The following is a 15,940-nucleotide window of genomic DNA, read 5'->3' on the forward strand; positions in this document are numbered from 1 at the left end:
GTCAGACGCAGAGGCGGTTCACCGCATCGACGAGCTGTGAGGGCTGGAAGGGCTTGGTGATCCACGCGCGCGCACCAGCCGCCTTGCCCTCGGCCTTCTTGGCCTCTTGGGACTCGGTGGTCAGCATGATGACGGGCGTGAACTTGTACGCCGTGGTGGTCTTGAGATGGCGCAAGAAGGTCAGACCATCCATTTGCGGCATGTTCACGTCGCAGACGATCAGGTTCAGCTTTTGGCCATTGAGTTTGCCCACAGCATCTTTGCCATCGCAAGCCTCAACCACGGTGTAGCCGGCCTTCTGCAAAGCCAGCTTCACCACTGTTCTAAAGCTACCGGAATCGTCCACCACCATGATGGTCTTGCTCATTGCATCTCTCCTGAGAAAAAGTAATTCATCCTGAAATCGGTCGGGTAGGGTGGGCGCCTGACGCCCTCATGTGGGCGCTTCATGGTGGTCCTGCCGGTGGGTGTTGCCAGGGCGTGCGGGCTCTCATGTCAGAAGAACTCCACCGAAGAGGCCTTGTTGACTTGGGCGGTCTCGTGATGGGAGGAGCGCAGGTCTTCCATGGTGTAGCTGGCCTCCAAGCGGTCCAGCCAACGAGGGATGGAGCTGGCCGCTTCGTCCTCACCGCCTTCCAACCAGTCTTGCAAGCGCGTCATGTCGTCGGTGACGGAGACCAGCATCTGGCTCATGCGGTCCTGGGACTGCAGGCTGACGAGGATGCGCTCCATCTCGGATTGCACCTGGGTACCGGCTTCGCGCAAGGTGCGCTGGGCGCGGGAGACATCAGAAATACTGGCCAGCAGGCCGCCCACCAAATGGCGAGCGTTCTGTTCGGCCTGCAGCACCAACTCGTCGTCGGACGTGTTGAGGTGGGAGCCTTGCTGGCGGATCAAGCGCACGCGCTCTTGCATGTCTGCCAGGTGCTTGCCCAGGGCAGCTCCGGCCTGTCGAGACTGATTTGCTAGGTTGCGCACCTCTTGGGCAACCACTGCAAAGCCCGAGGCCGACGCACCTGCGCCCGAGGCTCGAGCCGCCTCGACCGAGGCGTTCAAGGCCAAGAGCCGGGTGGCCCGGCTGATGATTTGAATCTCTTTGCTCAGCCTCAGCATCTCGTCCAGGCTGGTGGCCAGCTCGGTGACGCCGGCCATCATGGTGTTCTTGACCAAGGCGATTTGGCGCGTGCTTTGCAACAGACGCTCTACGTCCGGGCCGTGGCGCTGCAGCAAGGTATCCAGCGATTGCGAGTCCATGGACAGGTCACTGCCGCTGACGCTCAAGGCCTGATCCAGCTCGGCAGACACCGAGCCAAAGCTCTCCAGCAAGGCCGTCATGCTTTGCTCGGCATGCAGGCGAGCGGTGTCCACATTGCGGCGCCAGATGGGCACGATTTGGCGGGCCAGGTTGTTGGCGGGGGTGGCCGCGGCGCTCACCGGGGCCTTGGGGTCGTCCGCTTGCGCTGCGGCCTCGGCTGCTTGGCGCTGGTTCAGCACGCGCCAGGCCAAGCCGACACCAGCCCCACCCATGACCAGGGATGCGGCAAGGGTATAGCCGTTGCCCAAGGAGTGAACAGCACTCCCCACGGCCACAGCCATGACCCCCAGGGCACCGAACGCCAGAACGCGCATGCTGTGAATGCGCAGCGTTGACTCGGCGTCAGAAGGCTTGGGAGCAGGTGAAAATTGAACCATTAGCGGGTGCTCCGACTCGGATTTCCTTGGTGACTCAGTGCCCACACGCGTGGCGCATGCCAGGGCCGATGGAGGGGCCCTGTGGTGTATTCGGACGTTCAGGGCCAGTGTGTAGCGTTGCCGTCCACCGTGTTCGTCCGATCAAGCGGCCAATCAAGGCACTCTTTGTGCATTGACTCACGGCCAGCGCCCTCGTGCAGGGTGTCAGCGGCTTAGAACGGGGCGAAGGCATCTTCGTCCACCGATTCGTCGGCCGCGGTGGGCAGAGACCTTGCGGTGCGCGATTTGGCAGCGGCCCGCACCGGCGCTGCCTTGGGCGTCGAGCGGCTGCCGGGGCGGTGTGCGGCGCCATCCTCGGCCACCTGGAAGAAGGCCATCAGTTCCTGCAACTGGCTGGCTTGGGCTGACAGCTCTTCGGCGGTGGCCGAGAGCTGCTCTGCAGCGGAAGCGTTCTGCTGGGTGGCGGTGTTCAGATGGTCCATGGCCGAGGTGATCTGCGACACACCGCTGGCCTGTTCGCTCGACGCCGCAGAGATCTCTTGCACCAAGTCCGATGTCTTGTTGATCGACGGCACCATATTGCTCAGCAGATTGCCAGCCTTCTCCGCCAGATTGACCGAGGTGCTGGCCAGCTCGCCAATCTCCTGAGCCGCCACTTGGCTGCGCTCGGCCAGCTTGCGCACTTCGGCCGCCACCACGGCAAAGCCCTTGCCGTGCTCGCCTGCGCGGGCCGCTTCAATGGCGGCGTTCAGGGCTAGCAGGTTGGTTTGGTAGGCAATGTCATCAATGATGGAGATCTTGGTGGCGATGGACTTCATGGCCTCGGCGGTGCGGGCCACAGCGTCGCCGCCTTCTTCGGCTTCCTTGGCGGCCTTGGAGGCCATGCTGTCGGTGACCGAGGCGTTCTCGGAGTTCTGCTTGACTGAAGACGCCATCTCTTGCAGCGAGGCCGTGGTTTCTTCCAGGCTGGCGGCCTGCTCAGAGGCCGACTGCGACAGCGACTGGGAGGTCGACGAGACTTGCGAAGAGGCCGAGGTCAGCTGGTCTGCAGCCGAGCGCACTTCCACAATCGTCTTGCTGACCGTGTCCATCAAGTCATTGAAGGAGCGACCCAAGGTGGCAAAGAAAGGCTCTTTACCTTCCACACTCAGCCGGGTGGCGAAGTCGCCCTCGGTGGCCCCCTTGACCATGCCGGAAATCTCTGCCTCAGCAGCCACTTCTGCGGTGCGGTCTTTCCACTCCACGACCGTGCCGATGCGCAGGCCTTGATCATCGAAAATCGGGTTAGCGATCAGCGCGAAGTGCAGATTGGCCACCTTGATCTGCACCTTGTGGGTGTTCTTGAGGTTGCTCAGCAGGCTGCGCTGATGCGCCGGGTTGCGGTGGAAATTGTCAAAGCTCTGGCCAATGACCTTGCGCACCTCGAAGCCGGGCAGGGCCTTGCGCAGTTCCATCTCGTTTTGGCCGAGCATGTCGGTGACCGACTGGTTCATGTAGATGATGTTCGAGTCCGCGTCGGCGATCATCACGTTCGTGGTGCAAGAGTCCAAGGCCTGCTTGACGCGTGAGTTCTCGGCGGCTGCAGCACTCTCACGTTCGTTGCGCTCCTTGAGCATCTGTTGCATCTGTCCGAAGCGCTTGAGCAATTGACCCGCCTCGTCGCTGCCCTTATCGCTGATCACGTGCCCCAAGTCTCCCGACGCCACGGCATCGGCGGCTGCGATGGCCATGTTCAAGGGGCGAGTCACAGAGCGGATGATGGCCAAGGCCGTCGCCAAGAAGCCCAGAGCCAGCACGGTCAGGCCGACGACAATCATGAGCCGTTGGCGCTCTAAGTCGGAGATTCGGTCATGCAACTGAGTCTCAACCGCCTCAATGGCGACCTCCGTCAGCTTGAGCATGCTGTCGTTGCTGGCTGCAGCGGCGCGATAGAAATCACCCGAGGACATCCGGGGGCCAGACTCACTGAATTGCTGAGCGACCAGCGCAAAGAATTGGTCCGATTGCGCCACGGCCGTCTTCTGGGCCGCCGCCAGTGCGTCCTGCATGCCCGAGTCGGCCGCAGCGGCCTTTTGCAGTTGGCTGATGGATCGATCGCGCTCTTGCTGCACGGCTCTGAGCTGCGCCAGCATTTCAGCCTTCTCGGAGCCCGTCGGCGCTTGGCCCGAAGCAAGCACTTGGCTGCCTCTGACGCGGATTTGCGCAGCCCCTTCGCTGGCACGCGGCAGTAGGCTGGTGAACGCCGTGATCGCGTAGTAGGTCTCAGGCTTGGGGTCCAGAATCAGGCCAGACTCATCCGCTACACGTTCCATCACCAACAACAGCTTGCCCAGCACTTCGGCGTGAGCCTCCAGGCTCTCCTGCGCGGAATGTCCTTTTGAGTCTGCGGCGGCGATCAGCTTGCCCCAGGCGGTTCGGGTGTCCGCAATGGCGGTGAGTGTCTTGGCGTAATCCCGCTCTTTGGCTTGGCCTTCCAGGCTGGCCAGGGCTTCGTTGGCCTTTTGGGCCAAGGCCTTGCGTTCAGTGTCTGCATCCGCTTGGCCGGCCAACGCCAAGGAGGTATGGCCGCGGTGAGCCTGCAAATGACGCTGCAGCACAAAAGCGGTTCTCAAGGGGTCCAAGCCCAGGTCTTCGGCCTCGGCAGAGGCCTGCTGACCGTGCTGCTCCTTCAGGATATGCGCCGTGGGAATGGCACAGGCAATCGCACCCAGTGCGCCCAGCACACCGAATTTTTGCCAAAGCTTGATGCTTCTGAGAATGTTCATGGGATGGACCATTCGAAAGAGGTTGGGAGTAATCCGCTCCGGGTATTTCGGATGCAAGCCGAGAGTCTGTAGCGAGCGCTTCGGGCTCAGTCTTCGGATCAGGCCGGAATTCAAGGTGTTCTTCGCGCATCGCTCAGGGGAGTACCCCCCTAGGATCTGCCTGAATCCGTTCCTGTGGTGGAGCGGTGTGTCCTATTACCGAGAGCGACCTGATGTTCAGGATATGGGCCCAAAGATTCCGCGAATTCCTGCGTGGCAACGCGAGAGTGGCTGCCCTGCGGCAAACCCTTGGCCGTGTTCGATACCACGGCGTTTGGACGCCTGGCGTGCGCTTGATGCAGGGGCTGAGATTCAGAGCCAAGTCGCTCTTGATCGTGCTGACCCTGGTCATGCCCTTGGCCGTCATGCTCTATCACGACTGGGTCGCACACTTGCACCAAGCCCACGACATCGCCCGAGCGCAAAACGGGCTGAGCTTGGTCGTGTCCTTGCATCAAGCCCAAGACGCGGCGCAGGACTTGGAGCGCGTTGCCTTCAAGCGCGCGGTGATGGACGATCAGTCCGAGTCATTCACTCAACTCTTGGCCGCGGAACAACGCATCTTTGAGACGCTGCAATCGCAGATCCAGGCCCAAGGCACCATTGAGCAGGGCTTGGGCGGGCAGATCACCCTGTTGGGCGAGCAGCGGGTTGCCGCCCTGAAGCTCTTGGCGGCAAGTGCCAAGCCGGGCGGCTACAACCCCTTAGCGCATCGCGCCATGGACATCTACATGAAGCGGCTCGAAGCCCTGCGCATGCGCATGCTGCGGCAAGCAGATTTCGACTCGCTGGGCGACCCCGAGCTGACCGCCTTGTTGCATGCCGGCCTGGAGACCTTGCCGTCCTTGATCAGACACCTGCATCTGAGTATCGGGGCCTCGACACAAGTCTTTCAGAGCAAGCCCAAGACCCTGAGCAATGTTCACCGCTTGCTGCAACTCTCTGCCATGCTGGACCTCGAGACTGGCCAGCTTGAAAGGGATGCAGAGATGGCGGTTGCAGCGGGCTTGGTCGGGCGTGACCAGGTGCAGACCCTGTACGACAGTCTCGGTGCCGTCCGATCCATGATCAATGCCATCGTCAAGGCCGGCATCCAACAAGACACTGCAGCGGACCTGCAGGTGGCGGCGGGCGTTGATGCGGCGGCCTTCCGCGTGAAGACAGAAGCCGCCATGAAGTTGGCGGAGGGCCTTCTGCACGGCGTCGGTGGCCAGAGCCAAGCGCGCATCGCGCTGCTGAGTGCCCAGCTAGAGCAGGAGATGAAGATCGGCCTTGGCACTGTCCTGTTGGGTTTGACGCTGGCCATGTATCTGATGGTCTGCATGAACAAGGTCGTGGGCGGCGGCCTGAAAGAGCTGTGCAGCCGTGTCGCGGCGGTGGCTGAAGGCGATCTGAGCGAGCGCCCCGAAGCGCGTGGCACCGACGAGGTGGGCGAGGCGATGACCTCGCTGGCCGCATCCGTGAGGCGCATGAATACCTTGTTCGAGGCCGTCACTCAAGGCGTGGCTGCTGTCTCCCATGCCTCGCGTGAGGTGGCCAACGGGAATGCAGGGCTCACCGGACGCACCGCCGAAATCCGTCAAGCCATTGGTGATGTCGGCGAACGTGCCAGGGTGTTCATGGACGCCATGAACCGCTGTGATGTGGAGGTGGAGCGCATCGCTGAGCACATGCGAGATGTGCGCTCGGACGCTCGACGCAGCAGGATTGCCATGGGCGAGCTGCAAGAGTGCATGACGGGCCTGCGCCAGAACAGCCGTGACATTGCCCGCGTCATCACCTTGGTGGAAGTGGTGGCACATCAGACCCGCTTGTTGTCCTTGAATGCTTCGGTCGAGGCCGCCCGTGCGGGCGCCGCCGGCAAGGGCTTTGCGGTGGTGGCCGCCGAAGTGCGCGATCTGGCGCGGCGCAGCGAAGATGCGGCCCGCAAAATTCACGACATCGTGAATGCCTCGATCAATGAAATTGAGCAAGGGGCCCTGCTGAGCGATCGGGTTGATGCCTCTGTGCGCGGCACCGACGAGCGCATCAGCGAGGTCAGCTCCATCGTCAGCGACATCGTCAGCCTGACTCGTACAGGTCGTGATCAGTCGCAAGAGGTGGTGGGGATCACCCGAGATGTTGAAGGATCCGCAGATGGCAATGCGCGCATGGTCGAGCAACTCGCGCATGCCTCCGCAGACTTGCGCAACCACGGCGACAACCTCAAGCGCTCCATCCAACACTTCGTCTTCACCTAAGCCTTGCGGTTCCCGTCATGCCATTGATTAAAGCCGTCCTGAGATATGCCTTTGAGGGGATGCGGAATCGTCCGCTCTCTCACAAGGTTGGCGCCTTGGTGGTGGCCATGGTGCTGCCGCTGCTGTTGCTGTTGGTCCTTGAGTGGCAACAACATCAGCGCCTGATTGAGTTTTCTCGCAAGGAGTTGCAGGGGCTGGCCGTGGTGGAGCGGGTGGCTGATGTCGCCACTCATGTCGAGCGCCTGCGTGGGGCGGTGGCGGCCGCAGCCGCGCGTGATCCCAACGCTGCGGCACCGGTGGCCGTGGACGTGCACGCCAAGGCGCTGACCCAGAGCGCGCAGGCGCTGCGGGCCGCCGTGGCGAATGGTGAGCTGGCTGATCTCAGCAAAGAGGTGGACTTGGCCTTGCAGCCGGTCGCCCGCCTGACGCAGGATCCGCAGTCCATGGCGAGGCAGCAGTTTGAGGCCTCTCACAGCAGAGCTGCAGCAAGCCTCAAAGACTTCAATTTGAGGGTGGCGGAGCGGGCGGGTTTGCTGTTTGACCCAGATGCGCAGTCTTACTTTTTGATGGACATGCTGGTGGAGAGACTGCTTGTGCTGCTGGAGTCCTCGGGTCGCTCCACAGCGGCCACGCTGGGCGTGCTGAGCACCACCGAAGCCAGCCCCGCCGACCGTGAACGGGCTCTCGCCTTGCTTCAACACACCCGCGAGCATCTGCTCCATGTGCGTGGTCGCTTAGAGGCGCTCAGGCGCAGCGGCGGCGAGCTGCCCGGACAGTGGCCCGACAGCTATCGTCAGGTGGATGAGTCGGCGCAACTCGCCCGCGCTGCGGTCTCGGGCGAGACCCATGCGGCAGACCCCAAAGAGGTCGCGGCGGCTGGCGGTCGTGCGCTTCACGCCGTAGAGCTTTTGCATGCAGAGTTGCTGCGTGAGTTGCGCGGCCTGCTGGAGGCCCGTGTCCAGCAAGAAGGCTTTATGCAACTGGTCTCCACGCTGCTGGTCGTCCTGGCGGTACTGCTCTCAAGCACCATTGCCTGGGTGTTCTTCCGCAGCTTCGTGGGCTCCACCAAGGCCTTGGTCAAGGACCTGGAGCTGGCCTCCCGGGGCAACCTCTCTATCCCGGTTGAGATTCGGGGGCGCGATGAGGTGGCGCACATGGGTCAACTGGTGGAGTTGCTCTGCCGCAATATGTCTGCCCTGGTGGCCGACATCCGCACCAGCGCGACGCGGCTGGGCGAAGCCGGCCAGACTGTGGCATCGGAGGGGGTTGCATTGGCGCGCCGTACCGACGCCCAGGCCCACAGCCTGCGTCAATCGGTCGAGGTCATGGAGCACTTGGTGGGCCAAGTGACCACCACAGCGGACGGGATTCAACAGATCACAGAGCTGACGGAGTCGTTGCATGAGCAGGCGACGGCCGGCAATATGGCCATGATGACGGCAGTCCAGTCCATCGATTGCCTGCAGGCCAGTGCCAAGCGAGTCGCCGAGATCAACGGCGTGATTGACGACATTGCCTTTGAGACCAATCTTGTCGCCCTGAATGCCTCGGTGGAAGCCGCCAAAAGCGGGGAGAGTGGCCGAGGCTTTGCGGTGGTGGCTGCCGAGATCCGCCAGCTCGCGCAACGCTGCGTGGCGGCAGCCGCCGAGGTGCGGGATCTGATTGACACCACCAACAGCCAGGTGGACGTCACCTCCACCCACGTTCAAACGGTGGGGGGCTCCCTCATCGGATTGCAGACCGGGCTGGAGCAGGCCTTGGGGCGGCTGCGACTCATCACCAACGCCAGCGCCGAGCAGAGCGCGGGTTTGGAAGAGGTTTCGGCAGAGATTTTGTCCCTGCAAGGCCTGACGCAGGAAGGTGCTGCTGCGGTCGCGCGGTGCGAGGTTGCCGCTGCGTCCTTGTTGGGTCAGGCGAGCAGCCTCAGCAAGTCTGTCAAGGCCGTCAGGCTGCGCCAGGGCGGCGCCGATGAAGCCAAGGCCATGGTGCTTCATGCCCGGGATTTGGTGGCTGCTGTGGGCTGGGAGAACGCTGCCGATGAGTTCAATGAAGAGCATGGCCCGTGGCATGACCGCGGCATGTACATCTTTGCCTGGGACGATGAAGGCGTGTGCCTGGCCTATGGCGTGAAGCCGCAATGGGTGGGTCGCAACATCTACGAGTTCCCCAATGGCTCCATCGACATGGTGGAAGACTTCTTGCAAAAGGCCTTTGCCATCTTGAGCACGCCAGAGCGTGAAGGCTGGGTCGATTACCGTCAATTGGATGCCAACACCATGGTGCCGGTGGCCAAGTCAGCCTATATCGTGGGTCTGGCTGGCGGCGGCTTCATGGGCTGCTCGGTGGTGCGCAATGCCGCGGAAGAGTCCGTGGATGCGCCTTGTGCGGACCTGACGGAGCCTCTGACGCCGGCTCAAGCCGAGGCGCTGTGTGCCAGCTGCGATCAGGCCGATGTGTGTGCGGGTCAAACCCCTGCATCAAGCGCTGCCGAGCGCCACACCGCAGAGACGGTTTGAAAGATCTGCGCCTGAGCGGGGAGTCTTGGGCCGCAGTTTGGGGCGTTTTAGCCCCACTCCTGCACAGAAAAGCGCCCGTAACGGTGTCGTAATTCATACAAATTGATACACTTGCGCCTTGCAGGTGCCGCCGTGGCGCCCGGGGTGTGATGTGGGCAACAGCGTCAATCGATATGTTCTGGCTTGGGTCAGCTTGGCCATTCTGGCTGTGGCTGCCGCCAGCGCTTGGTGGGCGCTGACACAGCCTACTCCGCCTGATTCGCCCCTCTGGGGCAACCCCCATGCGGCGCAGACAGCGCCCGCTGCGGCCTCAACGCCAGGCCTGTGGCATCCGCCGCCCGTTGGGCAAGCATTGAAGAGCGCTTCGGCCCCTTCGACCCAGCCTTCCAGCACTACCGCTCAGGCCGCCGATGCACAAGGTTTGGCTCGGGACGACGTGTTAAGCCATGGCTTTGTGTCGGCGTCGCTCGCGGCGCTCTCGGCCCACGGGTTGCGCTTGAATCAACCCCAGGTGTCGTTGCACACGGTCCAAACCGTCGATTTGCCAGCCGCACAGGCATTGGGCCGCTGGGCCCGAACCCAAGGTTTTGCTGTGCACGCGCCGATCAAGGTGCTGGAGCATGGCGGAGAGGTCAACTGGCTCCTGCCGATTGAGCGGCGCGCTGTGTTGGATGTGGCGCAAATCCTGGCCGATGGGCAGCACATCCGCGCCCGCGCTCAACAAACGCCAGGCGCGCGATACCACACCTGGCAGGTTCCCGTCGGTGGCCGATCGACCCTGGCCGGTGCCGCCCAATCCTGAGCCCCGCAATTTGCAGAGAACGAGAAAACCATGATCAAGTCGCTCACCTCACGTCTCATGGGCTGGCCTCAAGCATTGGGCTTTGCGGTGGTGGCCGTTGCCGCGGTGGTCTGGCCGTTGGCCAGCCAGTCGGACACCCGTCCCACCGAGGGAACGGTGAACCTCGAAACCGCCCATGTCCACCCATTGGATGTGGCCAGCGACATGAAGCGCCTTTTGGTGGCCAACACGGCAGCCCACACCGTCGAGGTCTACGACAGCAGCGACCCCCGCAACCCGCGCCATCTGGCTGCCATTCCGGTGGGCTTGGAGCCGGTGTCAGTACGCCTGCGTGGCACCGGGGAAGCCTGGGTGGTGAATCAACTGTCAGACAGCATCAGCATCATCGATGTGTATGGCTTGTCGGTGGTGCGCACCCTGAAGACCAGCAACGAGCCTGCTGACGTGGTGTTTGCCGGCAGCCGGGCCTTTGTGTCGTGTGCGGATGCCAATGTGGTGGAGGTGTTTGACCTGAACAACCTGGCTGCTGCGCCACAGCGCGTGGCGATTGCCGGTGAAGAGCCGCGCGCGATGGCGGTGAGCTCAGATGGCACCAAGGTCTACGCGGCCATCTTTGAGTCGGGCAATGGCACGACGGTGTTGAATGGCCGCAGTGGCGACAGCATCAATGTGGTGTCGCGCACCGAAGGCCCTTACCAAGGCCAGAACCCGCCCCCCAATGCGGGCAATGCCTTCAACCCGCCGCTGTCCAGCCCGTCGAACGCCGTGCCGGTGAGCCTGATTGTGCGCAAGTCCGCCAGTGGCACCTGGCTGGACGACAACCAGCGCGATTGGTCCAGCTTCGTCAGCGGCGGTTTGGCCAGTGCCAGCGGCCGGGTGGCCGGCTGGAACTTGGCGGACAACGATGTGGCCGTGATCGACACCAGCTCGCTGGCAGTGAGCTACCAGCAGCGGCTGATGAACATCAATATGGCCATGGCCATCCACCCGCCCAGTGGCATGGTGACGGTGGTGGGCACCGACGCGCTGAACGAGGTGCGCTATGAGCCCAATCTGCGCGGCCGCTTCATCAAGGTGATGGTCACTGGTTTTTACCCGGGCGGCACGCCGGTGTTCGCGGACTTGAACCCGCACCTCGACTACCGCAGCGCCAGCGTCGCCCCGGCGCTCAAGGCGCAGTCCATTGGCGACCCGCGCGGCATGGCCTGGCGCCAAGACGGCAGCCAGGCCTTCATCACCGGCATGGGCTCCAACAATGTGGTGGTCATGGACAGCAGCGGCAACCGCGTGGGCCACATTCCGGTGGGGCAGGGGCCCACGGGCATTGCCTTGAATGACGCTGCGGGCGTGGGCTATGTGGTCAACAAGTTCAGTGGTTCTGTGTCGGTGCTGGATCTGAACGCCCGCCAGGTCCTCAAGACCATGGCCTATCACGACCCCACCCCGGCCGTCATCAAGGCCGGGCGTCCGTTCTTGTACGACACGATGTTGGGCTCGGGCACCGGCCACACCTCTTGTGCCTCCTGCCATGTGGACGGTAAGACCGACCGCTTGGCCTGGGACCTGGGCGACCCGCGCGGCAGCTTCACGGCGGTGCGCGATGCCGACAACTTCACCGGCGCGTTCAGCGGCAAGATGGTCAATGTCACGCCCATGAAGGGCCCGATGCTGACCCAAACCCTGCAAGACATTGGCCGCCACGGCAACTTGCATTGGCGCGGCGACAAGACGGACCTGGCCTCGTTCTCCGGCACCTTCGTCAATCTGCAAGGCCTAGACACCGCCCCGAGTGCGGCCGGCATGGCCAAGTTCAAAGCTTTTTTGGACACGCTCCATTTGCCGCCCAACCCCTATCGCGCGCTGAACAACACGCGGCCCAGCACCGTGACGCTGCCGGCCGCAGACAGCCGCACGGTGACAAGCGCGTCGATGAACGCACTGCGCGGCACGAACAGCCGCAACAACAACTGCCTGCAGTGCCACCTGCGCAGTGGCTCGCGCAATGATGCGGCCAACCTGGAGTTGGGCCAGTCCTTTGTCGCGCCCTCTCTGGCGGGCTTTTACAAGCGCTTGGGCTATTGGCCCAAGAATGCCGGCGGCTCATGGGTCGGCACAGGCTTCTTCCATGATGGCTCTGACTCTGTGGACCGCGCCGCCCGCACCAACACGGCTGAGTCCCAGAACGACATGCTGGCTGAGTTGATGAGCCTGGAAGGCCCTGAAGGCCCGCTGGTCGGTGGCGAGAAGAGGCAGGACATGCACGCGGGCGTCGGGCGGCAAGTGACGCTCATGGGCAGCCTGCCCATGGCCGACAGCGCCTTGCTCGACCAGATGGTCAGCATCGCCAAGGGTAATGCGCATGTGGCCTTGGTCGCCAAAGCCATGGTCGGCAGTGCATCGCGCGGTGTGGTGATGCGCAGCGATGGCAGCTTCCAAGCCGACCGTTTGGGCGAGGTGATCTCGCTGCAAGGCCTGAAGGACTACGCCGCAGGGGGGCTTCCCATCACCTTCACTCTGGTGGCCAAGGGCACTGAGTACCGCTTGGGGCTGGACCGCGACCAAGACGGCATTCTGGACACCGAAGAAGTGGACCGCGGCCTGAACCCCGCCGATCCGACCACCCCCGTGGCGCGCACCTCTTGTGGCGCGGAGGGCGGGCAATGCGTGGTCGGCGGCAAGGCGGTGGTGCGCTTTGGTTCTGGCACGCAGTGGGCTTACGCGGTGCAAGAGGGCACGGTGTCTTGCACTGTGCTGGCGTTTGGCGAGCCTGGCGGCGCGGCTGGCACCCGGGTGTGTGAGGTGGTGCGCCCTCAAGTGGCCGCCAACAGCACCAAGGCCGCTCAGAACCGTCTGGCCTTGGCCAAGCCTTCCGTGGTGGTGCGTGCTCAAAGCATGGTGAGTGGCTGGCGGGATGGGCTGCCTCAGGCTTCAACGACGAAAGCCCTTTGGCACTGAACCTGGCAAATGCCCCCTCTGAAAGCCCCGCGAGGACGGGGCTTTTTTCGTCCCTCAGGCGGATGCGAAGGGGCTGTGGGTGGGTGTCAGCCATGGTTTTCCTCCCCACTAGGGTTTCCCCGAGCGGTGTTTGACTTGCGTCAACGCAAGGCCTGGAATTACATTAACCGACCGGTCGGTAAATTAATTCCGGACCCCTGCGACTTTCCACGAAAGGGAGAGACCTATGTACACGCAAGCCATGGACACCATGGGTAAAGAGGCCAGCGACGGCAACAAGCCCGTGCGTTCGGCCGAAGAGATGCAACGTCAAGAGCGCTTTGATGAGCGCATTGACGCCGGCGACTTCATCGAAGCCAAAGACTGGATGCCGGAGCACTATCGCAAGACCTTGCTGCGCCAGATCAGCCAGCACGCGCACAGCGAGATCGTGGGCATGCTGCCCGAGGGCAACTGGGTCACGCGGGCGCCTACGCTCAAGCGCAAGGCCATTTTGCTGGCCAAGATCCAAGACGAAGGCGGCCACGGCCTCTACCTCTACGCCGCCGCCGAAACCTTGGGCCAGAGCCGCGACCAGATGCTGGACGCCCTGCACACCGGCAAGGCCAAGTACAGCTCCATCTTCAACTACCCCACGCTGAACTGGGCCGACATCGGCACCATTGGCTGGCTGGTGGATGGCGCGGCCATCATGAACCAGGTGCCCATCTGCCGCTGCTCTTACGCGCCATACGCCCGGGCCATGATCCGCATCTGCCGCGAAGAGAGCTTCCACCAACGCCAAGGCTATGACAGCCTCTTGGTGATGATGGAGAAGGGCACCGAGGCCCAAAAAGCCATGGTGCAAGACGCGGTGAACCGCTGGTGGTGGCCCTGCTTGATGATGTTCGGCCCGCCCGATGCCGAGAGCACCCACACCGCGCAAAGCATGCGCTGGGGCATCAAGCGCATCTCCAATGACGACCTGCGCCAGAAGTTCATCGACGCCACCGTGCAGCAAGCCCAAGTCTTGGGTGTGACCTTGCCGGACCCGGACCTGAAATGGAACGAGGCCCGCGGCCACTGGGACTTTGGCGCCATCGACTGGGCGGAGTTCTGGCGCGTGGTGGGCGGCGAGGGCCCTTGCAACCGCGAGCGTTTGAACAAGCGTGTGCGCGCCTGGGAAGAGGGCGCCTGGGTGCGTGAGGCGGCCTTGGCCCACGCCCGCAAACAAGAACCCACCGCCCAAGCGGCCTGAGGCTGGGCCCAAGAGAAAAGGACAACACCATGAGCAATAGCACTCAAAACGAATGGCCCCTGTGGGAAATCTTTGTGCGCAGCAAGGCCGGCCTGGACCACAAGCACTGCGGCAGCCTGCACGCCCCTGACGCCAAGATGGCCCTGCAAATGGCCCGCGACGTCTACACCCGCCGCCAAGAGGGCACCAGTGTGTGGGCCGTGCGCTCGGACCAGATCGTGGCCAGCGACCCCAGCGACAAGGACATGTACTTCGACCCGATGGAAGACAAGGTCTACCGTCACCCCACCTTCTATCAACTGCCCAAGGCAGTGGATCACATGTGAGGTCGGCGCCCATGTCTACGCCTTCTGTTCGCCCCAGCACCGCGCCCCAAGTGCGCTATGTGCTGCGCATTGCTGACACCTGTTTGATCCTGGCTCAGCGGCTCTCTGAGTGGTGCGGTCACGCCCCCATCTTGGAAGAAGACATCGCGCTGACCAATATGTCGCTGGACTTGGTGGGCCAGGCGCGCGCCTTGTTCACCCATGCGGGCCAGTTGGGTGCGGCCGAGACCCAGGGCGTGGCCCTGGACGAAGACCAGCTCGCCTTTTTGCGTGAAGAGCGCGACTACCTCAACCCCACCCTGGTGGAGTTGCCCAATGCCTTCTACCGCGCGGGCGCCCAGCCGGGCGACTTTGCCTTCACGGTGCTGCGCAATGCCGTGGTGTCGACCTGGTTGCTGGCATTGTGGTCGCGCCTGGCCGACTCCAGCGACAGCGAGTTGGTGGCCATCGCCGGCAAGGCCGTCAAAGAAGCCCGCTATCACCAGCAACATGCCGCCGACTGGGTGGTGCGCTTGGGTGATGGCACGGCAGACTCGGCCGCCCGCATGCAGGCCGCACTCAATGAAATGTGGCGTTATTTGCCCGAGCTGTTCCAAGACGATGAGGTGGATGCCTTTGCCGTGCAGGCTCAGTTGGGCCCCGCTTGGTCGAGCTTGAAAGAAGAGGTCATGGGCCAGATGGGCTCGCTGCTGGCCGAGGCCAAGCTCACGCCGCCGCCGGACTCCAGCTTCCGCACCACGGGCCGCAATGGCATTCACAGCGAACACCTGGGCTTTATCTTGAGCGAGATGCAATACCTGCAGCGCGCCTACCCCGGGGGCGTGTGGTGAGCACTGCGCAGGCGGCACCGTCAGAGGGCCGCATCGCCCAAGCCTGGGCGGTGTTGGCCGAGGTGCCCGACCCGGAGGTGCCGGCCATCTCCGTCTGCGATTTGGGCATTGTGCGCGAGGTGCAGATCGCGGCTGACGGCGCCTTGGAAGTGGTGCTCACGCCCACCTACAGCGGCTGCCCGGCCACCGAAGTGATTGAGCAATCGGTGCTGGCGGCGGTGGACGCCGCTGGGCTGGGGCCGGCCCGCGCCGTGACCCGCAGACACCCCGCCTGGACGACCGACTGGATCAGCGAAGACGGGCGCCGCAAGCTCTTGGCCTACGGCATCGCGCCGCCCGGTGCTTGCGCAGCACCGCCGGCCAACAGCAGCGCGGTCGTGCGCTGGCTGGGGCGCGGTGGCGAGCCTGTGGTGGCCTGCCCGCGCTGCGCCAGCCCGCGCACCGAGCGGCTCTCGGCCTTTGGCTCCACCGCCTGCAAGGCGCTCTACCGATGCTTGGCCTGCCGCGAGCCCTTTGAACATTTCAAACCCATCTAACA

The 15,940-nt window shown here is 63.4% G+C and carries 11 protein-coding genes; 8 read left to right on the forward strand and 3 right to left on the reverse strand.

The window, feature by feature from the left end:
• Position 1: 1 nt before the first annotated feature.
• From KAK11_RS04570 to KAK11_RS04580, 3 genes are all read right to left on the reverse strand, one after another.
• Entirely contained in the window at positions 2–367 is a 366-nt protein-coding gene (locus KAK11_RS04570; RefSeq protein ID WP_210806718.1) for a response regulator, read from the reverse strand.
• Positions 368–495: 128 nt separating this feature from the next.
• Complete coding sequence (locus tag KAK11_RS04575; RefSeq protein ID WP_210806720.1) at positions 496–1,629, reverse strand: methyl-accepting chemotaxis protein; 1,134 nt, start codon at positions 1,627–1,629, stop codon at positions 496–498.
• A 275-nt stretch (positions 1,630–1,904) separates the two neighbouring features.
• The gene (locus KAK11_RS04580) at positions 1,905–4,457 is read right to left on the reverse strand and encodes a methyl-accepting chemotaxis protein (protein ID WP_210806722.1); all 2,553 of its coding nucleotides are present in this window, start codon (positions 4,455–4,457) and stop codon (positions 1,905–1,907) included.
• Positions 4,458–4,792: 335 nt separating this feature from the next.
• On the opposite strand from KAK11_RS04580, the gene KAK11_RS04585 reads away from it, so the two are divergent.
• From KAK11_RS04585 to paaD, 8 genes are all read left to right on the forward strand, one after another.
• Positions 4,793–6,736, forward strand: coding sequence for a methyl-accepting chemotaxis protein (locus tag KAK11_RS04585; protein ID WP_246498562.1), 1,944 nt, complete (start codon positions 4,793–4,795; stop codon positions 6,734–6,736).
• A gap of 59 nt (positions 6,737–6,795) precedes the next feature.
• Positions 6,796–9,252, forward strand: coding sequence for a methyl-accepting chemotaxis protein (locus tag KAK11_RS04590; RefSeq protein ID WP_210806726.1), 2,457 nt, complete (start codon positions 6,796–6,798; stop codon positions 9,250–9,252).
• 193 nt (positions 9,253–9,445) lie between these two features.
• Complete coding sequence (locus KAK11_RS04595) at positions 9,446–10,054, forward strand: hypothetical protein (RefSeq protein ID WP_210806728.1); 609 nt, start codon at positions 9,446–9,448, stop codon at positions 10,052–10,054.
• Positions 10,055–10,084: 30 nt separating this feature from the next.
• Positions 10,085–13,009, forward strand: coding sequence for a YncE family protein (locus KAK11_RS04600; RefSeq protein ID WP_210806730.1), 2,925 nt, complete (start codon positions 10,085–10,087; stop codon positions 13,007–13,009).
• 226 nt (positions 13,010–13,235) lie between these two features.
• Positions 13,236–14,246 (forward strand): 1,2-phenylacetyl-CoA epoxidase subunit PaaA, encoded by a 1,011-nt coding sequence (gene paaA / locus KAK11_RS04605; RefSeq protein WP_210806732.1) that lies wholly within the window; start codon positions 13,236–13,238, stop codon positions 14,244–14,246.
• A 29-nt stretch (positions 14,247–14,275) separates the two neighbouring features.
• Entirely contained in the window at positions 14,276–14,572 is a 297-nt protein-coding gene (paaB, locus tag KAK11_RS04610) for a 1,2-phenylacetyl-CoA epoxidase subunit PaaB (protein ID WP_210806734.1), read from the forward strand.
• Positions 14,573–14,583: 11 nt separating this feature from the next.
• A complete protein-coding gene (paaC, locus tag KAK11_RS04615; RefSeq protein WP_210806736.1) occupies positions 14,584–15,402 on the forward strand; it encodes a 1,2-phenylacetyl-CoA epoxidase subunit PaaC in 819 nt (272 codons plus the stop codon).
• On the forward strand, positions 15,399–15,938 hold the full coding sequence (gene paaD, locus KAK11_RS04620; protein WP_210806738.1) for a 1,2-phenylacetyl-CoA epoxidase subunit PaaD: 540 nt from the start codon (positions 15,399–15,401) through the stop codon (positions 15,936–15,938). Before paaC ends, paaD begins: the two co-directional genes overlap by 4 nt.
• The last annotated feature ends 2 nt before the right edge of the window (positions 15,939–15,940 follow it).

The sequence above is a fragment of the Ideonella paludis genome (genome assembly GCF_018069865.1).
In the GTDB taxonomy this organism is placed as follows: domain Bacteria; phylum Pseudomonadota; class Gammaproteobacteria; order Burkholderiales; family Burkholderiaceae_C; genus Ideonella; species Ideonella paludis.